The 23317-nt window shown below is 67.7% G+C and carries 21 protein-coding genes; 4 read left to right on the top strand and 17 right to left on the bottom strand.

Features of this window, described 5'->3' with window-relative positions; translation table 11 throughout:
* Positions 1-4: 4 nt before the first annotated feature.
* The 7 genes from IEY58_RS28835 to IEY58_RS28805 all read right to left on the bottom strand — a co-directional run bounded on the left by IEY58_RS28835 (position 5) and on the right by IEY58_RS28805 (position 5649).
* Complete coding sequence (locus IEY58_RS28835; RefSeq protein ID WP_189051631.1) at positions 5-1567, bottom strand: cytochrome ubiquinol oxidase subunit I; 1563 nt, start codon at positions 1565-1567, stop codon at positions 5-7.
* Positions 1568-1572: 5 nt separating this feature from the next.
* Positions 1573-1743, bottom strand: a complete 171-nt coding sequence (locus tag IEY58_RS28830; protein ID WP_189051630.1) for a hypothetical protein — start codon at positions 1741-1743, stop codon at positions 1573-1575.
* A gap of 51 nt (positions 1744-1794) precedes the next feature.
* Positions 1795-2511, bottom strand: a complete 717-nt coding sequence (locus IEY58_RS28825; RefSeq protein WP_189051629.1) for a CBS domain-containing protein — start codon at positions 2509-2511, stop codon at positions 1795-1797.
* A gap of 74 nt (positions 2512-2585) precedes the next feature.
* On the bottom strand, positions 2586-3608 hold the full coding sequence (gene adhP, locus IEY58_RS28820; protein WP_189051628.1) for an alcohol dehydrogenase AdhP: 1023 nt from the start codon (positions 3606-3608) through the stop codon (positions 2586-2588).
* A gap of 169 nt (positions 3609-3777) precedes the next feature.
* A complete protein-coding gene (locus IEY58_RS28815; protein WP_189051627.1) occupies positions 3778-4434 on the bottom strand; it encodes an OmpW/AlkL family protein in 657 nt (218 codons plus the stop codon).
* Positions 4435-4470: 36 nt separating this feature from the next.
* Positions 4471-4755, bottom strand: a complete 285-nt coding sequence (locus IEY58_RS28810; RefSeq protein ID WP_189051626.1) for a hypothetical protein — start codon at positions 4753-4755, stop codon at positions 4471-4473.
* Between the two features lie 39 nt (positions 4756-4794).
* Positions 4795-5649 carry a universal stress protein gene (locus IEY58_RS28805; RefSeq protein ID WP_189051625.1) on the bottom strand — a complete coding sequence of 285 codons (855 nt, stop codon included), beginning with the start codon at positions 5647-5649 and terminating at the stop codon, positions 4795-4797.
* Between the two features lie 339 nt (positions 5650-5988).
* Between IEY58_RS28805 and IEY58_RS28800 the strand changes: the two genes are divergently transcribed.
* Together IEY58_RS28800 and IEY58_RS28795 are read left to right on the top strand one after the other, a co-directional pair.
* Complete coding sequence (locus tag IEY58_RS28800; RefSeq protein ID WP_229744027.1) at positions 5989-6582, top strand: 2OG-Fe(II) oxygenase; 594 nt, start codon at positions 5989-5991, stop codon at positions 6580-6582.
* 100 nt (positions 6583-6682) lie between these two features.
* Positions 6683-7213, top strand: a complete 531-nt coding sequence (locus IEY58_RS28795; protein ID WP_189051623.1) for a flavin reductase family protein — start codon at positions 6683-6685, stop codon at positions 7211-7213.
* 12 nt (positions 7214-7225) lie between these two features.
* Here the strand turns inward: IEY58_RS28795 and IEY58_RS28790 are convergent, their stop codons facing one another.
* The 9 genes from IEY58_RS28790 to IEY58_RS28750 all read right to left on the bottom strand — a co-directional run bounded on the left by IEY58_RS28790 (position 7226) and on the right by IEY58_RS28750 (position 19545).
* On the bottom strand, positions 7226-7552 hold the full coding sequence (locus IEY58_RS28790) for a DUF1476 domain-containing protein (protein ID WP_189051622.1): 327 nt from the start codon (positions 7550-7552) through the stop codon (positions 7226-7228).
* A gap of 116 nt (positions 7553-7668) precedes the next feature.
* On the bottom strand, positions 7669-8859 hold the full coding sequence (locus IEY58_RS28785) for an NnrS family protein (RefSeq protein ID WP_189051621.1): 1191 nt from the start codon (positions 8857-8859) through the stop codon (positions 7669-7671).
* Entirely contained in the window at positions 8856-9368 is a 513-nt protein-coding gene (mobB, locus tag IEY58_RS28780; RefSeq protein ID WP_189051620.1) for a molybdopterin-guanine dinucleotide biosynthesis protein B, read from the bottom strand. Before mobB ends, IEY58_RS28785 begins: the two co-directional genes overlap by 4 nt.
* A 10-nt stretch (positions 9369-9378) precedes the next feature.
* Entirely contained in the window at positions 9379-10155 is a 777-nt protein-coding gene (locus IEY58_RS28775) for a peptidylprolyl isomerase (RefSeq protein WP_189051619.1), read from the bottom strand.
* Positions 10155-10859 carry a respiratory nitrate reductase subunit gamma gene (gene narI / locus IEY58_RS28770; RefSeq protein ID WP_189051618.1) on the bottom strand — a complete coding sequence of 235 codons (705 nt, stop codon included), beginning with the start codon at positions 10857-10859 and terminating at the stop codon, positions 10155-10157. The genes IEY58_RS28775 and narI overlap by 1 nt, the downstream gene beginning before the upstream one ends.
* Before the next feature lie 4 nt (positions 10860-10863).
* Positions 10864-11523, bottom strand: a complete 660-nt coding sequence (gene narJ, locus IEY58_RS28765) for a nitrate reductase molybdenum cofactor assembly chaperone (RefSeq protein ID WP_229744026.1) — start codon at positions 11521-11523, stop codon at positions 10864-10866.
* Entirely contained in the window at positions 11523-13052 is a 1530-nt protein-coding gene (narH, locus tag IEY58_RS28760; protein ID WP_189051616.1) for a nitrate reductase subunit beta, read from the bottom strand. Before narH ends, narJ begins: the two co-directional genes overlap by 1 nt.
* Before the next feature lie 11 nt (positions 13053-13063).
* Positions 13064-16804, bottom strand: coding sequence for a nitrate reductase subunit alpha (locus IEY58_RS28755; protein WP_189051615.1), 3741 nt, complete (start codon positions 16802-16804; stop codon positions 13064-13066).
* On the bottom strand, positions 16801-19545 hold the full coding sequence (locus tag IEY58_RS28750; protein WP_308422457.1) for a nitrate/nitrite transporter: 2745 nt from the start codon (positions 19543-19545) through the stop codon (positions 16801-16803). The genes IEY58_RS28755 and IEY58_RS28750 overlap by 4 nt, the downstream gene beginning before the upstream one ends.
* 164 nt (positions 19546-19709) lie before the next feature.
* On the opposite strand from IEY58_RS28750, the gene IEY58_RS28745 reads away from it, so the two are divergent.
* Both IEY58_RS28745 and IEY58_RS28740 read left to right on the top strand, forming a co-directional pair.
* Complete coding sequence (locus IEY58_RS28745) at positions 19710-20432, top strand: helix-turn-helix domain-containing protein (protein ID WP_229744025.1); 723 nt, start codon at positions 19710-19712, stop codon at positions 20430-20432.
* A 73-nt stretch (positions 20433-20505) separates the two neighbouring features.
* Entirely contained in the window at positions 20506-21747 is a 1242-nt protein-coding gene (locus IEY58_RS28740; RefSeq protein ID WP_189051613.1) for an MgtC/SapB family protein, read from the top strand.
* 46 nt (positions 21748-21793) lie between these two features.
* On the opposite strand, the gene IEY58_RS28735 is transcribed toward IEY58_RS28740, so the two are convergent.
* Entirely contained in the window at positions 21794-23020 is a 1227-nt protein-coding gene (locus IEY58_RS28735; protein WP_189051612.1) for a molybdopterin molybdotransferase MoeA, read from the bottom strand.
* Between the last annotated feature and the right edge of the window lie 297 nt (positions 23021-23317).

Below are 23317 nucleotides of genomic sequence, written 5' to 3'. Positions count from 1 at the left end.
GTGGTTACTCCGCAGCGGTGGGCTCGGGGAGGGGATGCAAGGCCGGGGTCCGCTCCTCTTCTGCCGACGGACCGAGCCGGACGGCCCGGACCATGAGCATCAGGTCGACGACGGCGAGCGCCGTGTAGAGCAGGACGAAGCCGCCGAGCGACAGCCAGACGTTGGTGGCCGATACGCTCGAGACCGACAGGAAGGTCGGCAGCACGCCGTCGATCGTCCAGGGTTGCCGGCCGGCCTCCGCCACGTACCAGCCGAGCTCCGCCGCGATCCATGGCGCAGGCAGCGCCAAAAGGCAGATCCTGAGGAACGGGCGATAGCGGTCGAGCCTGTCCGTCGCCGCCAAGGCAAAGGCGCTGGCGAAGAGCGCGATAAAGAAGAAGCCCAACAGCACCATGACCCGGAAGCTCCAGAACAGCGGCAGCACCGCCGGTACCGTGTCGAGTGCCGCAGCCTTGATTTCCCGGTCGGTCGCCTGGGCCGGCTGCGCGGTGTAGCGCTTGAGCAAGAGCGCGTAGCCAAGGTCATCGACATGCGCCTCGAACAACTGGCGCTGTGCCGGGGCGTCCGGCGTCTTGTGGAGCGCCTCAAGCGCGCCGTAGCCGATCATGCCGCTGCGGATGCGATCCTCCGCGCGGGCGACCAGATCGTCGATGCCGGTGACGATCCCATCCGCCGAGCGCGTCGCGATCAGCCCCAGGACCCAGGGAATGCGGATCTCGTAGCGGGTCCGGCGCGCCGCCTGGTCGGGCATGCCGAAGAGCGTGAAGCTCGCCGGCGCCGGCTCGGTCTGCCACATCGCCTCGATCGCGGCGATCTTCATCTTCTGGTTCTCGCCAGCGGTGTAGCCGCTTTCGTCGCCGAGCACGACAACCGAGAGGGCCGAGGCCAGGCCGAAGCTCGCCGCCACGGTCATCGAGCGCAGCGCCAGCGCCCGGTGCCGGCCGTTCAGCAGATACCAGGCGCTGATCGCCAGCACGAACACGGCGCCGGTGACATAACCGGCGCTGACCGTATGGACGAACTTCGACTGTGCCACCGGGTTGAAGATCACCGCGGCGAAGTCGGTCACCTCCATGCGCATCGTATCGAGATTGAAGCGCGCGCCGACCGGATGCTGCATCCAGCCGTTGGCGATCAGGATCCAGAGGGCGGAGAGATTGGTGCCGAGCGCCAGGAGGCAGGTGACGATGAGATGCTGCACCCGGCCGAGCCGGTCCCAGCCGAAGAAGAACAGCCCGACGAAGGTCGCCTCCAGGAAGAACGCCATCAGCCCTTCGATCGCGAGCGGGGCGCCGAAGATGTCGCCCACATAGTGGGCGTAATAGGCCCAGTTCGTGCCGAACTGGAATTCCATGGTGATGCCGGTCGCAACGCCCATGGCGAAATTGATGCCGAACAGCACCCCCCAGAACTTGACCATGTCGCGCCAGATCGGGCGGCCAGTCATGACCCAGACCGCCTCCATGATTGCCAGCAGGACCGAAAGGCCGAGCGTCAGCGGCACGAACAGGAAGTGGTACATAGCCGTCAGGCCGAATTGCAGGCGGGAAAGCTCGACAAGATCCATGGCGGTCACCGGGGGCTGGTGAGAGGAGCCGCGCCCAGGATCCGCGCGGCCGGATCGACCGGCGCGCGGTGGGCGGGCGAGAAGAACAGCGCGTAGATCAAGCCGAGGATCGCGAGCTTCGCGACTGAGAGGCGGGCGAGATCACGGACGAGCGGATGGCGAAACATGATGCGCATCAAACCGTTCGTCCGCGTTGGCCGCCTTGACCTAGGTCAAACGGCGCCCGGTCAAAGCGGTACGCCAACCCCGATCGTCATGTCCGATGCCGGCTTGACCCACGTCAGGTGATCGCGGACCAGCTTGACGCCCGCCACGGTTTCCGCCGCGACCCGCAGGGCCGAGCGTTGACGCTCGTCGTAGATCAGGCCGCAGAGATCGACGATGCCATCGTGGACCTCGACGCGAACACCGGCGCGCGGCACCCAGACCTCGTCCTCGAACACGGCGGCGACATCTCTCAGGATGTCGTCGTCCGAGCGTGCGGCCGGCGCCGACAACTCCAGCTGACGGAGCAGGGCGCGAACGAGATCGAGCCGGCTCACGATGCCGAGCAGCCGGTCGCCCTCGACGATCGGCAGGCGCTTGATGCAGTGCTGCTCCAGCAGGCCCACGATCGCCTCAAGCGGCGTGTCCGGTGCTGCCATGACGACGTCGCGCGACATCAGATCGCCGACCTTGATGCCATGGGTCTGGACATATTCGTCGGCGAGCCGGCCGGGTGCCGACAGGAACGAGACCCAGCGGCGCCGATGCGGCGCGGTGCCGATCTCGGCCCGGCGCAGCAGATCGCCCTCGGTCAGGATGCCGACCAGCTTGCCGGCGGCATCCACGACCGGCAGGCCGCTGATGTGGAGCTTGATCATGAGCCCCGCCGCCTCCTCGAGCGAGGTTTCGGGATGGACCGTGACGATCGGCCCCTGGGTCATGACATCGCTTGCCTTCATGATGCGTCTCCCAAGCTGCGGCTCACGCCGCGTTCTCCGCTGGCATCAAACCGGCCGCGGTTCCGGCGCGTCGCTCAAGGTTCCACGACGACGCGGCCGTCGATCTGGCCGCGGCGCAGCCGATCGAGCACCGAATTGACCGCTTCGAGCGGCTGGACCTCGACCGTCGCCTTGACCTTGCCTTCACCGGCGAATTCAAGCGCCTCGGCAAGATCGGCCCGCGTGCCGACGATCGAGCCGCGGATCGTGATGCGGTTCAGCACCACGTCGAAGATCGGCAGGGGGAAATCCCCGGGCGGCAGGCCGACGAGCGCCACGGTGCCGTGCCGCCGCGCCATGCCGATCGCCTGGGCGAAGGCCGGGCGCGAGACCGCCGTCACCAGCACGCCGTGGGCGCCGCCGATCTCGCGCTGCATGCGTGCGGCCGGGTCTTCGAGCGCGGCATTGACGGTGAGATCGGCGCCGAGGCTGCGAGCCAGCGCCAGCTTATCCTCGGCGATGTCGACCGCGGCGACATGCAGGCCCATGGCCTTCGCATATTGGACGGCGACATGGCCAAGCCCGCCGATGCCCGAGATCACAACCCATTGCCCCGGCCGGGCTTCGGTCTCCTTCAGGCCCTTGTAGACGGTGACCCCGGCGCAGAGGATGGGGGCGATCGCCGGAAAGTCGACGTTCTTCGGCAGGTGGCCGACGAAGTCCGGGTCAGCCAGGACATATTCGGCATAGCCGCCGTTGACTGAATAGCCGGTGTTCTGCTGCGCCGTGCACAGCGTCTCCCAGCCGGAGAGGCAATGTTCGCAGTAGCCGCAGGCGGTGTAGAGCCAGGGCACGCCGACGCGGTCGCCTTCCTTGACCGACCGCACGCCGCTGCCGACTGCAGCTACGTGGCCGACCCCTTCGTGGCCGGGGATGAACGGTGGCTTGGGCTTGACCGGCCAGTCACCGTCGGCGGCGTGCAGGTCGGTGTGACAGACGCCGCTCGCGGCAATGCGGACCAGGATCTGGCCGGGCCCGACCTCGGGGATCGGCACTTCGCGGATTTCGAGCGGCATGCCCAGTGTGTGGACGACGGCCGCGGTCATGGTGCGGGGCATGGTTGGGATCTCCGAGGGGGCGGGTGGCCCTAATCGGGCCGGGCCCTATTCGTCCTATCGAAGCGGCTTCGCGCCGGTGGCGCCTTGACCTGTATCAAATGGGACCTGCATCAAATGGGGCCTGCATCAAATGGCACGATCGAAAGCCCTGGCATCAGCATCGGCGGCATCAGAACCGATAGCCGATGCCGGCGCCGACGATGGTCGGATCGAGATTGACGGCGGCGCGCACCGCCCCGCCGTTGATCCGGGCGGTCGTGCTGAGGAACAGGTGCTTCACGTCCAGATTGGCGTACCAGCGGCCGGCGATGTTGTAGTCGATGCCGGCCTGCAGCGCCGCGCCGAAATTATTCTCGTAGCTTACGTGCTGCACCACCACGTGCGATGGCGTCGGATCAAAGAACCAGGTGTAGTTGACGCCGGCGCCCGCATAAGGGCTGATCGTCTCGTGGGGCATGAAGTGGTACTGCAGCGTCAGGGTCGGCGGCAGCAGCCGGACCTGGCCGACATCGATGTCGCCCGCTGCCGTGCCATGCGCGGTGATGCGGTGGCGCGTCGTCGCCGCGATCAGCTCGGCCGCGATATTGTCCGTGAAGAAATAGGTGCCGTCGACTTCCGGATCTACCGTGTTCGAGGCGTCGACCTGGCCGCCGATCGGCGAGATCGAGCTCGTGGTGTCGGGCAGCACACCGATCGCGCGCACGCGCACCATGACGCTGCCGGCCGTCTTGCCGCCTGCATCCTCGGCGAGCGCATCCTCGGCGAGCGCATACTGGGAGAGGCCGAGCAGCAGGAGGCCGCCCGCGGCGAGCGAGAGGAACTTCATGATCAGGCTCCGATGGAAGAAAGGGGATACGGCCGCTCAATGGGCCATGAGCACCGGCAGGCTGCCCGTGTGCGGCAGATGCCGGGTGGCGCCGCCGACGCCGGCATCCGAGGCGGGATCCGACCGGATGAACAACCCATCCAGGTGCGCGGCGAACCGGCAGGCAAGCTGAGCCGCGGCCTTCGGCGGGGCCGCCGGCTCTTCGCGCGGCAGCAATGGAACCAGAATGGAATGGACCGACATCGCCAAGGCCTTTTCGATCGTTCGTGGAAAACGATGTCGATACAAAACCGCCGGGTGAGTTTCCGGGCTTTGACGCATGTCAAATCGACATCGATTTCTTCGGAACTACCAACAGGATCAGTGCGACAGGAACAGCGGGATGCCGGCGTGGCTCAGCATGTGGCGGGTGACACCGCCGAACACGAACTCGCGTGCGCGGGAATGGGAATAGGCGCCCATGACAAGCAGGCTCGCTCCGATCTTCCCCGCGGCATCGAGCAGGGTCTCGGCCGTGTCCCGGTCGGTCGGCAGCAGGACGCTGCGGGCGTCCAGGAGATGGCGCGCCAGGAACGCCTCGACCTCTACCATCGGCAGATCCTTGCTGTCGGCGCCGACATGCAGCAGGACGAGTTCGCGGGCACGGCGCAGAATGGGCAGCGACAGAGCAAGCGCCCGGGCCGCCTCGCGGCTGCCGTCCCAGGCAATGGCGACCGGCGCGCCTGCCATGTCGGCGAGTGCCGTGTCGGTCGGCACTGCCAGCACGGGCCGTCCGGCATCGAACAGCGCGTCGGCGATCGCCGGCGCGTCATCGAGCGCGTTGTTTGGTGCAATCGGGCATACCACCAGATCCGCGACCAGCGCCCGGTCCCGGCGTGCAGTCGCGCCCGACGAGATCACGAGCTCGGCGGTGACGTCGCCGGGGCTGGACATGGCGTCGGCGGCCCCCATCTCGTGCGCCGCGCGCCAACTGTCAAAAATCCGGCGCGGACCCTCGCGGCGGGCCTCGTTCGCCTGCTCGAGTGTCTCGAGATAGCTCTGCGAGAAATAGAAGCCGGTTGCCGCCATGGCGGCCATGGCCTCTTCCGGGTCGACCTCGACGAACAGTGCCGTCACATGGGCGCCGTGATCCTTTGCCACCCGATAGGCGGCATCGAGGCAACGCCAGTCTTCGGGGCCGCCCGACAGCGGGACGAGGATGGTCTTGAAGCTCATGGAATGGCCACTCCCAGGCGCATAAGGGCTGAAGTGGCCGTCATTTTCGGCGCTTCCCGGACCGCCGCCTTGACGTGGGTCAAGCGTCAACCGCGATTTCGCCAGGCGGCCGGGGCTGGCCGCAGGAGCGGCTTTATCCCTGAAGCTCTCCGTCGTTGATCTGCGTCAAGGACGAGGCCGTCCGCCGTTCGCTAGGACCGCGCATGCACGGTTCTTCCCGAGGGGCGAATGCCTGACTTTCCTGCAACAATCCCGTCCGACGCGTCCGTCCCGACCCTCAATGAGGGATCGCTGCGAACGTATCTGTTGCAGATGGCGGACAGAGCGTGCCGGGAAGAGATGCCTTTTCGCCACTGGTTGCTTCGTGACGTCCTGCCCGACGCCACCTGCCGGGCTCTCCGTGCGCTGCCGTTCGCGCCGCCGCGGATCGCCGATACGGCCGGCCGGCGCGAGACCCACAACAGCAGCCGCCTGTTCTTCGGTGCGGAAGCCCAGGCCCGGCACCCGGTCTGCGCGGCGCTGGTTGCGGCCTACCAGGATGCCCGGGTGGTGCGGCGGCTCGAGACGCTCGGCGGGATCGATCTCGCCGGCAGCTTCCTGCGCGTCGAGCTCTGCCTCGACACGCAAGGCTTCTGGCTCGAGCCGCATACCGACATCGGCGCCAAGCTCTTCACGCATCTCGTCTATCTCTCGACCGGGCCCGAGGCGCGTGCCTGGGGCACCGATCTCTTGTGGCCCGACGGCACGCTTGCGGCGCGTGCCGATGCGGTGCCCAACAGCGGCCTCATCTTCGTTCCGGCCACCGATACCTGGCACGGCTTTGCCCCGCGGCCGATCACGGGCGTGCGCCGCACGCTGATCGTCAACTACGTCAAGCCGGAATGGCGCTCCCGGCACGAGCTGGCCTTTCCGCAGCGCCCGGTCGAGACCTGAGCCGACGGCCTCGTTCGGCCGTTGATCTAGGTCATGGCCGTCCGCCCCGTTGCGCCGGAGACTTTTCCCCGAACATCTTGCTGGGGCCGCGATCATGACGATGAAGCCGCTTTCGCTGTCGAAGGTTTACCGGCTGATTGAGCCGGGTCCTGTCGTGCTGCTGACGACCGCCATGGAAGGCCGGGCGAACGTCATGACGCTCTCCTGGCACATGATGGTCGAGTTCGAGCCGCCGCGGCTCGCCTGCGTCGTCACCTGGGGCGACCATAGTTTCGCGGCCCTGCGCGAGACGGCCGAATGCGTCATCGCCGTCCCCGGCGTCGAACTCGCCCCACTCGTGGTCCAAATCGGCAATTGCTCCGGTCGCGACGTCGACAAGATCGCGACGTTCGGGCTCGAGACCCAGGCGGCCGAACGCGTGGCGCCGCCGCTGCTGCCGCAATGTTTCGCCAATCTGGAATGCCGCGTCGTCGACGCCACGCTCGCCGAACGCTTCAACCTGTTCGTGCTCGAGGTCGTCAAGGCCTGGACCGATCCGGCGGTGGCGGAGACCAGGATCTTCCATCACCACGGCTGCGGCGAATTCTCGGTCGATGGCGAGCGGATCCGGCTCGAATCGCGCATGCGCTGAGCGGGCTTGGTATTAGGAGGCAGTCTCGCCACCCAGCTCCTTGGTCGCCTCAGCGGCATATTGCCGAAGGCGCGTCGCGACTTCGGCCACCGCCGGATCGCCCAGGGCCTTGAGATCGCTCGAGACCTTTTGGATGATGGCGTCGTCGCCGGGGGCCGTCACTTCCGCATCGACCAAGCCCGCGGCATAAGCGGCCGCGGCTTCGCCGGTCAGGCCCAACTGCCCGGCCGCCCAGAGGCCGAGCAGCCTGTTGCGCCGCGCGATGATCTTGAACGGCAGCTCCCGCTGCTGGACGAACTCTTTCTCCGCCGCCCGTTCGCGGTCTTCGAACATCGTCATGACGGATCTCCCTGCTTCGATGGGCGGAATAAGGCTAACGCCATCCGCCTTCGCATTGCTTTGAGGCAGATCAAGCGCCGGGCACGCGCCGCTTCGGCACATGCCAGGACCAGACGCTAAGCTCCCCGCTTGGCGGAAACCAGCATCGGCCCGTAGCACGCGAGGAACAGGCAGAACGCAATCCCCCACAGGGTCGCCGACAGGTCGAGGACGACCCGGTCCGGTCCCCAGCCGAGCGCGGCCGCGATGCGCGAGAGCGCTGCGAGCGTGACGGCGGCATAGATGCCGACGGTCCAGCGGCTGGCCGTCAGAGCGCGGCCGGTGTGGCCGAGCGTGGCGCGGGTCATGACCGCGAGGATCATCGTGCCGAAGGCGCCGGTCGTCAGCGTGTGGAGCGCCGCCGTTTCGGGCACGGTATCGGCGAGTATCGAGCAGCCGAGCAAGGCGGTGCCGGCAACCATCCAGCCGTAGCCGACGTGCAGAATGAGCAGCAACGGCTCCGCGCGGGTCGCAAGGCCGCGCCAGCGTGCGAGCCGCCACGCGTTCAGCGCGGCGGCACCGAGCAGCAGCGCGCCGATCGGCGCAAACGCGGGCCATAGCGCCCAGCCGATGAGGCCGGCGTGCAGCGTGCCCAATGCAGAGCGATCGATCAGCCCGCGCTCGGGCGGCAGGACGGTGGCGCCGCGCTTTGTCAGCCAATTGCGCGTGAAGGTCGGCACGATCCGGCCGGCGATGACGGAGACCAGCACGACCATCGCGGCGATGCCGAGGCGCCAGCCGATCCCGGCAGGCACGGCGGCCCCGGTCGCCTCGAGATGCATCAGCAGGTTGGCGACGCCCAGGACGGCGACCGACAGGAGCATCGGCAGGTTGCGCCAGTTCCGGCCTGCCACGATCTCGTGCGCGGCCGTCGCCAACAGGGCCGCGGGAAAGGCGAGGTCGAGCGCCACCGCCTGCCATGACGGAAGCAGGCTCGACACCATGCAGGCGATGCGGCCGATGAGCCAGGCGAGGGCGAGCAGCGCCAAGGCCAGGCCGTGGACCGGCGGCCGATGGGTCCAGTTGGCAATCGCGGTCAGCAGGAAGCCGCCGACCCCCGCCATCACGAAGCCGAACAGCATCTCATGGATGTGCCAGGAGAGCGGATCGAACCGGCTCGGCAGGGCCGTCCCCGTCTCGAGCATGCCGATCCAGACCGCAAGGGCGAAGACGGCCCAGAACGCCGTGGCGAGAAAGAACGGGCGGAAGCCTTGCGCCCAGACGACGGGCCGGCGGTCGGCCGCCGCGTGACCGGCGGTGGCACTCATGCCGGCACCGCGGCGCGGAACCGGGCGGCATGCCGCTCGATGAAGCGCGCGATCCCGGTGATGTCGCCAAGGTCGAAGCAGTCGCTCGGCAGCTCGAGCGGCAAGTCGCTGGCGAGCGCGATCACCGTCGGATCATCGAGTTGCTGACGCCGGCGATCCGAGCCCGCCATGACGACTTCGATTTTCGGATAGGGCGCCAGGCGGAAGCCTTCGACCAGGACCAGGTCGACCGGGTCGAGCCGGGCGACGAGCGGCTCGACCTCCGGCTCGTCGAACAGGTCGGTCCGCTCATGCATGAGCGCCCAGCGGAAGCTGTTGGCGACGATGATCTGCCGCGCCCCGGCCTCGCGCTGGCAATAGGTATCCTTGCCCGGCCGGTCGAGATCGAGGTCGTCGCCGACACGCTTGATCGTGGAGACGGTCAGCCCCTTCGCCGTCAGATGCCGGACGAGACCTTGCACCAGCCCCGCCTTGCCGCGACAGCCGCCGATGATGCCGAAGACCTTCATGGGGAACCTCCTATTGCACGAGCGGCGTCTGGGCGCCGTCGAGCGCCAATCCGTCGATCTGCGACCGGCCGGCCAGGATGCGGATGTATTGGCTGACGGCGCGCTGCCAGGACCGGCCGGCGAGCTCCCGCTCGATCCGCCCGTGCGCCGCCTCGAACGGCACGGTGGTGCCGCGGGCGAGCCGGTCGAGCCTGAGGATGTGGTAGCCGTAGCGGGTCGCCACGGGTACCGGGCAGATCTGGTCTTCGCGAAGCTCGAGGATGAAGGTCTCGAGTTCGGGCACCAGGTCGCCGCGGCTCTGCTGTCCGAGCAGGCCGCCCGCAGCGCCGGAGGGACAGGCCGAGCGCTCGCGCGCCAGCGCGGCGAAGCGCGACGGGTCTCTCAGCAGCAGTGCCAGCGTCTCCGCCGCAGCCTTCTTCGCCTCGAGACGGGCCGCCTCGTCGTCCGATGCGGCGGGGAACAGGATATGGGCCGCCTCATAGACGTCCGGGGCGCGGAACTTCGCGGGATTGGCCGTCCAGTAGCGCCGGCAGGCTGTCTCGTCCGGCTCCGGCGTCGTGACCTCCCGCGCGAGTAGTGCCGCGATCAGCGCCTCCTCCTCGTTCGGAGCGTCCGGTTCGGCCTCGACACCGAGGCGACGGGCTTCCTGCAGCAGGAGCTCGCGGACGACGAGCGCCGTCGCCGCGGCGGTCCAGGCGTGCGCCTGGCTTGGCGCCGGATGGAACTGCATTTCGCTCGCGATCGAGCGGGCCGGGATCTCGATCCCGTTGACGACGACAGTCTCCATCACGACCTCCGTGCGGCAGCGCCGCCGCGGCGGCGGACGAGCTGGTAGGGGCGGGTGACGTAGCCGAGCGGCGCCGACCAGATATGGACCAGTCGCGAGAACGGGAAGAGCAGGAAGATCGTCATGCCGAGCACGATGTGCAGCTTGAAGATCGGGTGGACGTCGGCCACGAAATCCGCAGCACCGGCCTGGAACGTCACGATGTGCTGGGCCCAGTCGGCGAGCTTCAGCATCTCCGAGCCGTCCAGGTGATGGGCGGACACGAAGATCGAGCTGAGGCCGAGCGTCAATTGCGCATAGAGCAGCAGCAGGATCGCGATATCCATCCGGCTGCTCGTCGCCCGGATGCGCGGATCGGCGAGGCGCCGGTAGACCAGCAAGGTCAGTCCGAGGAAGCAGAGCGCGCCGAACACGCCGCCGACGATCATCGCCATCAGCTGCTTCGCCTCGACCGAGAGCCCCATCGCGAGATAGAGCTCGTGCGGCGTCAGCAGGCCGACGAAGTGGCCGCCGAGGATGGCGAGCACGCCGATGTGGAAGCAGTTGCTGCCGACGAACAGCAGCTTGCGGCGCAAGAGCTGGCTCGAGCCCGAACGCCACGTGTACTGCTCCCGGTCGAAGCGCACGACGCTGCCGACCAGGAACACGGTCAGTGCGACATAGGGATAGAGGCCGAACAGGGCCTGATTGAGAAACGCCGCCATCGCCTTACCTCCCACAGCTCGCCGCCACGGCCGCCCGGTCAGGCCCGCCGGCGGCGCTGAAGCGCACTGCCTCTTCCTCCCACTGCCGGTCGAGCGACTCGAGGCTGTCGGCCTCGGGCTTCAGCATCTCCAGCACGTCGGCGACCGCCGCGCGCTCGGCAGGCCTGGCGGCGAGTGCCGCGACTGCCGCCGTCACCGCCGCATAGGGGCTGCTGCGCTCCGTCAGCCGCTTCGTGAGTGCCGCCACGACATGGACAGCCTCGCTCAGCAGCGACGACGCTGCGGGCAAGGGCAGCATCGACAGGAACTCGAGGAACAGCGGCAGATAATCGGGCAGCTCGCGCGCGTCGATCTCGACGCCGTGCAGCCGATAGAGCTCGGCCAGCTGGACCATGGCCTGGCCGCGGTCGCGGGACTCGCCATGGACATGCTCGTAGAGATGCAGCGACAGCGAGCGGTTCCGGTCGAACAGCGCGACATAGCGCTCCTCGGCGTCGAGCGGAGCCATGCCGGCGAGACCGTCGATGAACCGGGCGATCGCCTGCCGATGCTCGGGCGGCAGCAGGGCTTCCTGTTCCAGAACGGCAATCAGGCGGTCCGCCTCGGTCACGAGCGCGGGTTCTGGATAGGCGAGCAACGCCGAGAGCACCTTGAAGGTCAGCATCACGGCATCTCCACCGTCTGCTTCACGCCGTGCTCGTGCTTCGGCTTGCCGAACAGGCCGAACTCGGTCGTGCCGCTCGAGCAGCCGTTGCCGAAGCTGAAGCCGCACGAGCTCTTGAGGTCGAAGGCGTTCTCGGCATATTCGCGATGGGTCGTCGGGATGACGAAGCGGTCCTCGTAGTTCGCGATCGCCAGGATCTTGTACATGTCCTCGACCAGCGCGCGGTCGAGCCCGACCTGGTCCAGCACCTGGGTCGCCTCGACGCCGTCGACATGGCGGGCGCGCATGAAGGCGCGCATGGCGAGCAGCCGTTCAAGCGCCCGCTTGACCGGCCACTCGTTGCCTGCGGTCAAGAGGTTGGCGAGATAGCGCAGCGGGATGCGGAGCTTGCTGACATCGGGAATGACGCCGTTGGTGCCGAGCGTGCCGGCCTCCGCCTGGGCCTGGATCGGCGAGAGCGGCGGCACGTACCAGACCATCGGCAACGTGCGGTATTCCGGGTGGAGCGGGAAGGCGATCTTCCAGTCGATCGCCATCTTGTAGACCGGCGATTGCCGCGCCGCCGCGAGCCAGGCCTCCGGTACGCCGTCGGCGCGTGCCTGGGCGATCACCTGCGGGTCGTGCGGGTCGAGGAAGATGTCGAGCTGCGCCTGGTAGAGGTCGGTCTCCTTGGGGGTGCTTGCCGCAGCCTCGATCCGGTCGGCGTCATAGAGCATGACGCCCAGGTAGCGGATGCGGCCGACACAGGTCTCGGAGCAGACCGTCGGCTGGCCCGCCTCGATGCGCGGATAGCAGAAGATGCACTTCTCAGCCTTCCCGCTCTCCCAGTTGTAATAGATCTTCTTGTACGGGCAGGCGCTGACGCACATGCGCCAGCCGCGGCACTTGTCCTGGTCGATGAGAACGATGCCGTCCTCCTCGCGCTTATAGATCGAGCCCGAGGGGCAGGCTGCGACGCAGGCCGGGTTGAGGCAATGCTCGCAGAGCCGCGGCAGGTACATCATGAAGGTGTTCTCGAACTGGCCGTAGATCTCCTTTTCGACGGCCTCGAAGTTCTGATCCTTGCTGCGCTTCGAGAACTCGCCGCCCAGGATCTCCTCCCAGTTCGGGCCCCACTCGATCTTTTCCATCTGCTGGCCGGTGATGACCGAGCGCGGCCGTGCCGTCGGCGCCGCCTGGCTCAGGCCCGCGGTCTGCAGATGGGCATAGTCGTAGGTGAACGGCTCGTAATAGTCGTCGATCTCTGGCAGGTCCGGATTCATGAAGATCTTGGCCAGCACCCGGAACTTGCCGCCAAGGCGCGGCCGGAGCCGGCCCTTCGCGTCGCGCACCCAGCCGCCGTTCCATTTCTTCTGGTTTTCCCACTCCTTGGGATAGCCGATGCCGGGCTTGGTCTCGACATTGTTGAACCAGGCGTATTCGACGCCGTCGCGGCTGGTCCAGACGTTCTTGCAGGTGACCGAGCAGGTATGGCAGCCGATGCACTTGTCCAGGTTCAGGACCATCGCGATCTGGGCACGGATTTTCATGGTGCGTCTCCTTACTCGGCCGCCATTGGAGTGGCCGCGCGTGGGCCGTCGAGCCAGTCGATCTTGTCCATCTTGCGGATGACCACGAACTCGTCGCGGTTGGCGCCGACCGTGCCGTAGTAGTTGAAGCCGTAGGAGAGCTGGGCATAGCCGCCGATCATGTGGGTCGGCTTCGGGCAGACGCGGGTGACCGAGTTATGGATGCCGCCGCGCTTGCCGGTGATCTCGCTGCCCGGCACGTTCACGATCTTCTCCTGGGCGTGGTACATCATGCACATGCCGGCGGGCACGCGCTGGCTCACCACCGCACGCGCCACGAGCGCGCCGTTGGCGTTGAACGCCTCGATCCAGTCGTTGTCGACGATTCCGGCTGCCTTGGCGTCCGCCTCGCTGATCCAGACGATCGGCCCGCCGCGCGACAAGGTCAGCATGAGCAGGTTGTCGGTATAGGTGCTGTGGATGCCCCACTTCTGGTGCGGTGTGATGAAGTTGAGGGTGACCGACTTGCGGCCGTCGTCGACCTTGGCCCGGATCGGACCGACAGTCTTGGTGTCGATCGGCGGGCGATAGACGGCCAGGCCCTCGCCGAACGCCAGCATCCACGGATGGTCCTGATAGAACTGCTGGCGCCCGGTCAGCGTCCGCCAGGGGATCAGTTCGTGGACGTTCGTGTAGCAGGCGTTGTAGCTGACGTGCTCGCTCTCGAGCCCGCTCCAGGTCGGTGACGAGATGATCTTGCGCGGCTGGGCCTGCACGTCGCGGAAGCGGATCTTGTCGTCCTCGCGCGGCAGCGCCAGGTGCGCGTGCTCCCGGCCGGTGATTTGGCTGAGCGCCTCCCACGCCTTGACCGCGACCTCGCCGTTCGTCTCAGGGGCAAGGCTCAGGATCACTTCGGCCGCGTCGATGTCGCTCTCGATCCGGGCGCAGCCCTGGGCGGCGCCGGCCGTCTCGACCGTGCCGTTCAGCCGCTTCAGGAGATCGACCTCGTGCTCGGTCTTCCAGCTGATGCCCTTGCCGCCGTTGCCGACCCGCTCCATGAGCGGGCCTAGCGCGGTGAACTTGGCATAGGTCTCGGGGTAGTCGCGGGCGACCACGGCGACCGACGGCATGGTCTGGCCGGGGATGGCCGGGCATTCGCCGCGTTTCCAGTCGGCGACGCCGAACGGCTGGGCGAGCTCGCCCGGCGTGTCGTGCAGGATCGGCGTCAGCACAACATCCTGCTCGAGGCCTAGATGGCCTTCAGCGACCTCGGAGAATTTGCGGGCGATGCCCTTGTAGATCTCCCAGTCAGTCCGCGCCTCCCACGCCGGGTCGACCGCGGCCGACAGCGGGTGGATGAACGGGTGCATGTCCGAGGTGTTGAGGTCGTGCTTCTCGTACCAGGTCGCGGTCGGCAGCACGATGTCGGAATAGACGCAGGTGGTCGACATGCGGAAGTCGAGCGTCACCAGCAGGTCGAGCTTGCCGGTTGGCGCGGCCTCGTGCCAGGCGACCTCCTCGGGCCTCCGGCCGCCTTCCTCGCCCAGATCCTTGCCCAGCACGCCGTGATCGGTGCCGAGCAGATACTTCAGGAAATATTCATGGCCCTTGCCCGAGGCGCCGAGCAGGTTGGAGCGCCAGACGAACAGGTTGCGCGGATGGTTCTCCGGCGCGTCCGGATCCTCCGATGCGAAGCGGAGCGCCCCCGATTTCAGGCGGTCGGCGACGAACTCTGGCACCGGCTGGCCCGCTGCCTCGGCCAGGGCTGCGACGCGCAGCGGGTTGGTCGAGAGCTGTGGCGCCGACGGCAGCCAGCCCATCCGCTCGGCCTTGACGTTGTAGTCGATGAGGCTCTGGGGCAGGTCCTTGGCATCGGCCAGCGGCGACAGGATCTCGGCGACGTCTAGCTTCTCGTAGCGCCATTGCGAACTGTGGGCATAGAAGAACGAGGTCGAGTTCACCTGCCGCGGCGGGCGGTTCCAGTCGAGCGCGAAGGCGAGCGCGGTCCAGCCGGTCTGCGGCCTGAGCTTCTCCTGGCCGACATAGTGCGACCAGCCGCCGCCCGACTGGCCGATGCAGCCGCACATCACCAGGAGATTGATGATCCCCCGGTAGATCATGTCCATGTGGTACCAGTGGTTGAGGCCGGCGCCGAGGATGACCATGGACTTGCCGCGCGTCTTGTCCGCGTTCTCCGCGAACTCGCGCGCGACTGCGATGATCTGCGCGCGCGGCACGCCGGTCACGGCCTCGGCCCAGGCCGGCGTGTAGGGCACGTCATCGTCATAGCCGGCGGCGACATTGCCGCCGCCGAAGCCGCGGTCGATGCCGTAGTTGGCGCACAAGAGGTCGAACACGGTCGCGACCAGCACCTCGCCTTGGGCCGTCGCCACGCGGCGCGCCGGCAACCGGCGCTCGATGATGTCGGCATGGTCGGTCGCATGGAAGGTCGCGGGCGCCCGGCCGCCGAAATAGGGGAAGGCGACCGGCACGGTCTCGTCGGCCGTCTCGGCGAGCGTCAGCTGCAGCTCGGCCGCTTCGCCGCTCCGCGCATCCTTCTCCTCGACGTTCCACTTGCCGCTCTCGCCCCAGCGAAAGCCGATCGAGCCGTTCGGCACGACGAGGGATCCGTCATTGCGGTCGAAGCCGAGCGTCTTCCAGGCGGGGTTGTTCGCCTGATCCAGCGCGCCGTCGATGTCCGAGGCGCGCAAGAAGCGGCCAGGCACATAGGCCTCGCCGCGCTGCTCCAGCACGACCAGCATCGGCAGGTCGGTCAGCCGCCGGCAATAATCCTCGAAATAGGCGCTACGGCCGGCGAGATGGAACTCCTTCAGGATGACATGGCCCATCGCCATGGCGAGTGCAGCGTCGGTGCCCTGCTTCGGATGGAGCCACAGGTCGGCGAACTTGGCCGCCTCGCTGTAGTCGGGCGTGATGACGACCGACTTGGCGCCCTTGTAGCGGACCTCGGTATAGAAATGGGCGTCGGGCGTGCGCGTCTGCGGCACGTTCGAGCCCCAGAGCAGCAGATAGGTCGAGTTGTACCAGTCGGCGCTCTCCGGCACGTCGGTCTGCTCGCCCCAGGTCTGCGGGCTCGACGGCGGCAGGTCGCAGTACCAGTCGTAGAAGCTCATGCACACGCCGCCGATCAGCGACAGGTAGCGGCTGCCGGCGGCGTACGACACCATCGACATGGCCGGGATCGGCGAGAATCCCGCGATCCGGTCGGGGCCGTACTGCTTCGCCGTATAGACGTTGGCCGCGGCGATGATCTCCTCGACCTCGTCCCACTTCGCCCGGACGAAGCCGCCGAGGCCGCGGATCGACTTGTAGGCGCGGGCCTTCGCCGGATCCTCGACGATCGCAGCCCAGGCCTCGACCGGAGCCTTGGTCGCCCGCTCGGCCCGCCACAGTTCGAGCAGCTTGCGGCGGATCAGCGGATGCTTCACCCGGTTGGCGCTGTAGAGATACCAGGAATAGCTGGCGCCGCGGGCGCAGCCGCGCGGCTCGTGGTTCGGCAGGTCGGGCCGGGTGCGCGGATAGTCGGTCTGCTGCGTTTCCCAGGTGACGATGCCGCCCTTGACGTAGATCTTCCAGCTGCACGACCCGGTGCAGTTCACGCCATGGGTCGAGCGGACGATCTTGTCGTGCTGCCAGCGCTGGCGATAGCCGTCCTCCCACCGGCGATCCTCGTTGGTGACGACGCCGTGGCCGCCCGAGAAGGTGCCGACGGTCTTGCGGAAGAAGGTCAGGCGATCGAGAAAATGGCTCATGGCGCAATCCTGTCGGCGGGTGAAGCGGTGGGAACGGCAGGCGACTTGGGGGCGGCGGTGCCGGGCAACGGCACCTCGGCGCCGCGGCGGGCGTAGAACCACCAGGTCAGCGCCAGGCAGCTGCCGTAGAAGGCGACGAAGCCGATGAGGGCGGCGGCGGGGCCACCGGTCGCGGCGATCGAGCTGCCGAAGCTCTTCGGGATGAAGAAGGCGCCGATGGCGGCGACGGCGGAGGTGAAGCCCAGCACGGCGGCGCCCTCCTTGGCGGCCTCGCGCTCCGCGGCCTCGACCGCCTCCGCACCCTTGCCCGCGGCCCGGCGCAGCAGGACCGAGCTGAAGATCGCCGGCATCATCTGGAAGGTCGACGCGTTGCCGACGCCGCTCGCCGCGAACAGCAGCAGGAACATGCCGAGGAAGCCCCAGAAGGCGTTCGGCTCGTCCTTGATGCCGATGAAGAACAGCACGCCGCCGACCGCCGCCGTCATGGCAAGAAAGGCCCAGATCGTGACGCGGGCACCACCCCAGCGATCGGCCATCCAGCCGGTGAGCGAGCGGCTGGCGGCGCCGACGAGCGGGCCCAGAAAGGCGAAGGCGACCGGGTTCACCGCTGGAAACAGCAGCTTGGTTAAGAGCGGGAAGCCCGCGGAATAGCCGATGAAGGAGCCGAAGGTCCCGGTATAGAGCCAGCACAGGAGCCAGGTGTGCTTGCGCTTGAAGATGACGGCCTGGTCGGCGAAGGACGCCTTGGCGGACGCGATGTCGTTCATGCCGAACCAGGCGGCGACGGTCGCGGCCAGGATCAGCGGCACCCAGACGAAGCCGGCATTCTGCAGCCAGAGCTGCTTCGTCGAGCCGGCCGCGACCGCGGTCTCGGACGCGCCGCCGAGCGCGCCGAATACGCCCATGGTGATCACGATCGGCACCAGGAACTGCACGACCGAGACGCCGAGGTTGCCGAGGCCGGCGTTGAGCGCCAGCGCCTGGCCCTTGCCCGACTTCGGGAAGAAGAAGCTGATGTTCGCCATGGACGAGGCGAAATTGCCGCCGCCGAGCCCGCAGAGCAGCGCCAGGATCAGGAACACGTTGTAGGGCGTCTCGGGATGCTGGACCGCAAGGCCGATGCCGATCGCCGGGACCAGCAGCGAGGCGGTCGAGAAAGTCGTCCAGGTGCGGCCGCCGAAGATCGGCACCATGAAGGCGTAGAAGCCGCGCAGCACGGCACCCGACAGGCCCGGCAGCGCCGCCAGCCAGAACAGCTCATCGGCCGAGAACTTGAAGCCGATCGCCGGCAGGTTCACGACCACGACCGACCAGACCATCCAAACGGCGAACGCCAGGAGCAGCGCCGGGATCGAGATCCACAGGTTGCGGTTCGCAGTACCGCGGCCGGTCTTGGCCCAGAATGTCGCGTCCTCGGGCGCCCATTCGGTCAGCAGGGCCCCCGTCAGCATCCCGCCCTGGGGCTGCAGCTCCGGCAGGAACCGGCGATCGCTCGCGGTCGTGCTGCGCTCCATGCGCAGGATGGCGGCGTGCATCCAGAGCAGGTTCACCGCCGCGATCAGGAACAGCAGCATGAAGCAGCTGGTCCAGAGCCCGGTCAGGTCGTTCATCAGGCCGAAGGCGATCGGCAGCACGAAGCCGCCCAGGCCGCCGATCATGCCGACGGCACCGCCGACCGGGCCGACATGGTCCGGGTAATAGACCGGGATGTGCCGGTAGACCGCCGCCTTGCCGATCGCCATGAAGAAACCCAGCACGAAGGCGATCACGGTGAAGGGGACGAGCCCGAGGCCGAAGCTGAAGCGCAGGTCGCCGTGCATGCCGTGCACGACATAGTCGGTCGCGGGATAGGAGAGCACGAAGGTGCAGGCGATCGCGGCGCCGAACGACCAGTACATGACGCGCCGCGCGCCGACCTTGTCCGACAGCACGCCGCCGTAGATCCGGAACAGGCTGCCGGGGATCGAATAGGCAGCACCCAGCATGCCGGCCGTCGCGACGTTCAGGTGGTAGGCGTCCGTGTAGAAATGCGGCAGCCAGAGCGCCAGCGCCACGAAGCCGCCGAACACGAAGAAATAGTAGAGCGAGAAGCGCCAGACCCGGGCGTCGGCGAGCGGCGCCAGCTGCTGGGCCAAGGTCAGCGGCCTGGCGCGGCTTGCCTGGCGCGCGCGCTCGACCGGGTCCTCGGTGGTGGTGAACCAGAAAACGATCGCCATCACGGCCAGCACTGCCGCCCAGACCTGGGCGACCATGGTCCAGCCGAATGCGATCATGACCATGGGCGCCAGCAGCTTCGTGACCGCAGCGCCCACGTTGCCCGTGCCGAAGATGCCGAGCGCCGTGCCCTGGCGCTCCTTCGGGTACCAGCGCGACACATAGGTGATGCCGACTGCGAAGGAGCCGCCGGCAATGCCGACGCCGAGGGCGGCCAGCAGCATCATCGGGTAGGTCTGGGCGAACGACAGGAGGAAGGTTGCGGCCGCCCCGGCCAGCATGACCAGCGTGAACACGATCCGGCCGCCGATCCGGTCGGCCCAGACGCCGAGTGCCAGACGGATCAGCGATCCGCTGAGGATCGGCGTGCCGACCAGCAGGCCGAACTCGGTGTCGTCGAGCGCCAGCTGTTGTTTGATGCCGAGGCCGATGATCGAGAAGATCGACCAGACCGCAAAGCACAAGGTGAAGGCGAGTGTGCTGACGCCGAGGGTTCGATTGGCGCGCGGATCGAGGGTTTGCTGCATGCTCGACATCCGATGAAGGCCTCGCCGGCGGAAAGGCGCAGGCGGTGTTCGGACGGGAGCCTAGGGGTGACGGCGGCGGCGATCTTTGATCTGGGTCAATGCCAAGCGTGATTGAGATCACGCATCTATGGTCTCCGAAGAAGGCATGATCGATAGGGAGCGGCATGTTGGGTGACCTCACCATCCAGGACATGGCGGGCAGCGTCCCTTTGCTGCGCAACCTCTCCCCCGTGAGCCGGAACGCGCTGCTCCAGAACGCGGTGCTGCACGGCGTGTCCGCCGGCACGGTGCTGTTCGAGCAGGGGGAGGTCCCGAATTTTCAGCATGTCGTGATCTCGGGCTCGGTCCAGCTGTCCGGTCGATCGAGCGAGGGCCGCGAGGTACTGATCGAGGTGGTCGAGCCACCGGATCTCGTCATTCCGGCGGCAGTCCTGGCCGATCTGCCTTACCTCATGCAGGCGCGCGTGCCGGAGCCGTCGCGGTTCCTGCTGATCCATGCCCCGGCGTTTCGCGCAGCGGTCGGCCGGGACCCGGCTCTCGCCCAAGCCGCCATCGGCAGCCTCGCCGGCCAGTTCCGGCGCATGGTGCGGCAGATCAAGAACCTCAAGCTCAGATCCGCGACCGAGCGGGTCGGCTGCTATCTGCTCGCCCTGGCGGCGAAGCAGGGGACGCCGAACCGCGCGGTGCTGCCGTATGAGAAGCATCTCATCGCGTCCGAGCTTGGCATCACCAGGGAAAGCTTTTCCCGCGCGCTGGCGGCCCTGCAGCGGTCGGGCATCACGGTTGAGGCCCAGACGATCGTCATCCACGATCCGGCCTTGCTCGCCGCAACCAGCCGGCCCGACCCCCTCATCGACGCCGGTGCGGGCGAGCCGTCGCGGCGATAGGCCCCGGTGGAAGCCCTGGTGGCCGTCGCTCATAAGGGCCGTCGCTCAAGAGCGCCCAGCAAGGATGCGATAAATGGCGTCGCCTTGGCTTAACTTCGCTGCCGCTCTGGCGCTTGGATTGCTGATCGGCCTGGAGCGCGAACGAAGCAAGGGAGAGGGGCCGACCCGCAACCCCGCCGGCATCCGAACGTTCGCTCTCGCGGCGCTTGTCGGTGCGGTTGCAACCCATCTCGGCGGCGTTTGGTTTTTGGCCATCGTCACCGGCGCCGTGACGCTGCTCGCAACAGTGTCCTATATCCACACCCGCGACGGCGACCCCGGTATCACGACCGAGATTGCCTTGCTGGGCACCCCGCTGCTGGGAGCGCTCGCCATGTCGGAACTGGCGACCGCCGCCGCGCTGGGCGTGGTCTTTGCGGTCGTGCTCGCGGCGAAGGAACCTGTCCATCGCTTCGTAACGGGCGTGCTGACCAATGCCGAGGTGACCGACGGCCTGGTCCTCGCCATCGCCTCCCTCGTCATCTGGCCGCAGCTTCCAGATCGTTACATGGGGCCCTGGCAGGCACTCAATCCGCATAGCATCTGGCTGCTCGTCATCCTGGTGCTCGCCATAGGCGCAGGCGGCCACATCGCGGGACGGGCACTCGGTTCACGTTTGGGATTGCCGCTCTCCGGCCTCGCTTCCGGCTTCGTGTCCAGCACGGCCACGATCGGCTCCATGGGCTCCAGGGCTTCGCAGGTGCCCACCGTCATGGCGGGCGCGGTCGCCGGCGCCGCTTTGTCCACGGTGGCAACCTACGTGCAGATGGCGCTGGTCTTGTTAGCGACGAATCGAGCGACGTTCGGCGCGATGGTGCCAACTCTGGTCGCCGGCGGCGGCGTCGCCGCGATTTATGGGTTGGTGTTCACCGGTCGCGCCCTCAAGGCCGACAACGGCCTGGACCTGGAGCCCAAGCGCGCCATCAGCCTCAAAGGCGCGTTGGCGCTTGCGGCGACCATGGCCGTCATGCTCATCGTCGCCGCCGCCATGAAGGAATTCTTGGGAGAGACGGGAATCATCGTCGGCGCCGCATTGGCAGGCTTCGTCGACACCCATTCCGCCGCGATCTCCGTCGCTTCTCTGGTGGCTTCTGATCGACTGTCGCCCGACGACGCGCTGGTGCCGATCCTCATGGCCATGACGACGAACACGGTCTCCAAGGCCGCGATGGCCATCGGCGCCGGGTCGCGAGGCTTTGCCGTGCGCATCATCCCGGGTCTCGTCCTGGCGATGGGGGCAACTTGGGGGGCCATGGCATTGACCAGGCTCGGCTGAAACCTGCGAGCCCCCTCATCGATGCCGGTGCGGGCGAGCCCGTCGCTCAAAGGAACGGGATGAAGCGGATCGGCTCGGCTTCGCGCACCGTCGCCTGATCTTCGGGCAGGCAGCAGAAGCCGTCGGCGTCCAGCAGCGGCCGGAGCCGGCCCGACCCGTCCGGGCCGACGCGTTCGGCCCAAAGCGACGCACCGCGCTGCCGGAGGCGCGCGAGCAGAAACTCGCTCCGGCCGGCCTTGCGGTCGAGGCTGAAGGCCGCGTGTGCTACCAGCGGCTGCTGAGGCGTCGCCCCGGACATCTTTGCGAGCAACGGCCGGACGAACGTGATCGCCCCGGCAAGCGCCGCCAGCGGATTGCCTGGCAGGCCGAGGAAGATCGCCTGGCCGAGCCGGCCGGCCGCGAGCGGCTTGCCGGGCTTCATGGCGACCTTGAATACCGCGAGCGCGCCGCCGAGCTCCTGCAGTGCCTGGCGAACATGATCCTCGTCGCCCACGGAAATGCCTGCGGTCGTCAATACGAGATCGGCGTTGGCGGCGCCGTCGAGCAGGGCGGCCTGCATTGTTTCCGCCGTATCGTCGACGATCGGCATCGTGCGCAACTCGACCGCGTCGTTCGCGAGCAAAGCCGCGAGCATCGGCAGGTTGCAATCGTAGATTTGTCCGGGGCTGAGCGTCTGTCCCGGCTCACGAAGCTCTCGGCCGCTTGAGAGAAGCGTCACACGCGGCCGTCGACGTACTGCGACCGAGCGCGCCCCCTGCGCCGCCAGCATTCCGACATGTCGCCAATCTAGGCGCGTCCCAGCCGGGATCAGCCGCCGCCCGGCCTCTACGTCTTCGCCGCGCCGGCGGACGTTCGTGCCGGGCAACGGGACCGCCGCCAAGCGCAATGCGGCGCCAATCCGCTCGACATTTTCCTGCGCGATCACGGCATCAGCCCCGAGCGGCAGTGGCGCACCCGTGAAGATGCGGTGCGCCGTTTGATAGACCAGCCACCCGGGCATCGCACCGGCGACCGTCCGCCCGATCACGGCGGTCTCGCTTGCCGCCGCCATGTCCGCCGATCGGATGGCATAGCCGTCCATGGCCGACTGATCGAAGCGAGGCAGGTCGCATACTGCCCGGAATCCGGCCGCGATGACCCGTCCTGCGCATGCGTCGATCGGGACCTCCTCGACCGGTAGCCGACGAGCGACGAGCGCCAGGACGCGTTTGAGCGCGTGCTCGACCGACAGGCCGCCGGTTGCGCAACCGAAATTCGGGTTGATTGCGTTCATCGCCATGCACCTTGCCTGGGGCGGCTACGGCCCGCCTCGGTGCAATACTCGCAGCTCGGGCCCGAGGCTCGTTGACGTGGATCAATTATACGACGGGAAAAGATCACGCGGCGAGCCGCCGTTCTATGTCCGATTCGAACCCCCCGACGCCTGATGGCTTGTACCGCCGGCGGGGGGGACTCCCCACCAATGATCAAGAGAGAAGCGAGGGGCTGTGACCCCGCGTGACGAACCGGCGGAAGGTCTCCCGAATGGGCCATGATAGCGCCGTGCTCGCCGCGTCCAGGACGCTTCGCG

The organism is Aliidongia dinghuensis (genome assembly GCF_014643535.1).
Taxonomy (GTDB): Bacteria; Pseudomonadota; Alphaproteobacteria; order ATCC43930; family CGMCC-115725; genus Aliidongia; species Aliidongia dinghuensis.
The sequence above is the reverse complement of the archived record's forward strand: the minus strand, read 5'-3'. Positions and strand labels throughout refer to the sequence as shown.

What these genes read in the sequence shown, in the direction of transcription:
- IEY58_RS28825 (WP_189051629.1), bottom strand. Translation starts at nt 2,511, where the DNA reads ATGAAGGCAAGCGATGTCATGACCCAGGGGCCGATCGTCACGGTCCAT.
- IEY58_RS28800 (WP_229744027.1), top strand. Translation starts at nt 5,989, where the DNA reads ATGCCTTTTCGCCACTGGTTGCTTCGTGACGTCCTGCCCGACGCCACC.
- IEY58_RS28835 (WP_189051631.1), bottom strand. Translation starts at nt 1,567, where the DNA reads ATGGATCTTGTCGAGCTTTCCCGCCTGCAATTCGGCCTGACGGCTATG.
- narI (WP_189051618.1), bottom strand. Translation starts at nt 10,859, where the DNA reads ATGGCGGCGTTTCTCAATCAGGCCCTGTTCGGCCTCTATCCCTATGTC.
- narH (WP_189051616.1), bottom strand. Translation starts at nt 13,052, where the DNA reads ATGAAAATCCGTGCCCAGATCGCGATGGTCCTGAACCTGGACAAGTGC.
- IEY58_RS28815 (WP_189051627.1), bottom strand. Translation starts at nt 4,434, where the DNA reads ATGAAGTTCCTCTCGCTCGCCGCGGGCGGCCTCCTGCTGCTCGGCCTC.
- IEY58_RS28735 (WP_189051612.1), bottom strand. Translation starts at nt 23,020, where the DNA reads ATGAACGCAATCAACCCGAATTTCGGTTGCGCAACCGGCGGCCTGTCG.
- IEY58_RS28750 (WP_308422457.1), bottom strand. Translation starts at nt 19,545, where the DNA reads ATGCAGCAAACCCTCGATCCGCGCGCCAATCGAACCCTCGGCGTCAGC.
- IEY58_RS28790 (WP_189051622.1), bottom strand. Translation starts at nt 7,552, where the DNA reads ATGACGATGTTCGAAGACCGCGAACGGGCGGCGGAGAAAGAGTTCGTC.
- IEY58_RS28795 (WP_189051623.1), top strand. Translation starts at nt 6,683, where the DNA reads ATGAAGCCGCTTTCGCTGTCGAAGGTTTACCGGCTGATTGAGCCGGGT.
- narJ (WP_229744026.1), bottom strand. Translation starts at nt 11,523, where the DNA reads ATGCTGACCTTCAAGGTGCTCTCGGCGTTGCTCGCCTATCCAGAACCC.
- IEY58_RS28785 (WP_189051621.1), bottom strand. Translation starts at nt 8,859, where the DNA reads ATGAGTGCCACCGCCGGTCACGCGGCGGCCGACCGCCGGCCCGTCGTC.
- IEY58_RS28810 (WP_189051626.1), bottom strand. Translation starts at nt 4,755, where the DNA reads ATGCGTCAAAGCCCGGAAACTCACCCGGCGGTTTTGTATCGACATCGT.
- IEY58_RS28775 (WP_189051619.1), bottom strand. Translation starts at nt 10,155, where the DNA reads ATGGAGACTGTCGTCGTCAACGGGATCGAGATCCCGGCCCGCTCGATC.
- IEY58_RS28830 (WP_189051630.1), bottom strand. Translation starts at nt 1,743, where the DNA reads ATGCGCATCATGTTTCGCCATCCGCTCGTCCGTGATCTCGCCCGCCTC.
- adhP (WP_189051628.1), bottom strand. Translation starts at nt 3,608, where the DNA reads ATGCCCCGCACCATGACCGCGGCCGTCGTCCACACACTGGGCATGCCG.
- mobB (WP_189051620.1), bottom strand. Translation starts at nt 9,368, where the DNA reads ATGAAGGTCTTCGGCATCATCGGCGGCTGTCGCGGCAAGGCGGGGCTG.
- IEY58_RS28745 (WP_229744025.1), top strand. Translation starts at nt 19,710, where the DNA reads ATGTTGGGTGACCTCACCATCCAGGACATGGCGGGCAGCGTCCCTTTG.
- IEY58_RS28805 (WP_189051625.1), bottom strand. Translation starts at nt 5,649, where the DNA reads ATGAGCTTCAAGACCATCCTCGTCCCGCTGTCGGGCGGCCCCGAAGAC.
- IEY58_RS28755 (WP_189051615.1), bottom strand. Translation starts at nt 16,804, where the DNA reads ATGAGCCATTTTCTCGATCGCCTGACCTTCTTCCGCAAGACCGTCGGC.
- IEY58_RS28740 (WP_189051613.1), top strand. Translation starts at nt 20,506, where the DNA reads ATGGCGTCGCCTTGGCTTAACTTCGCTGCCGCTCTGGCGCTTGGATTG.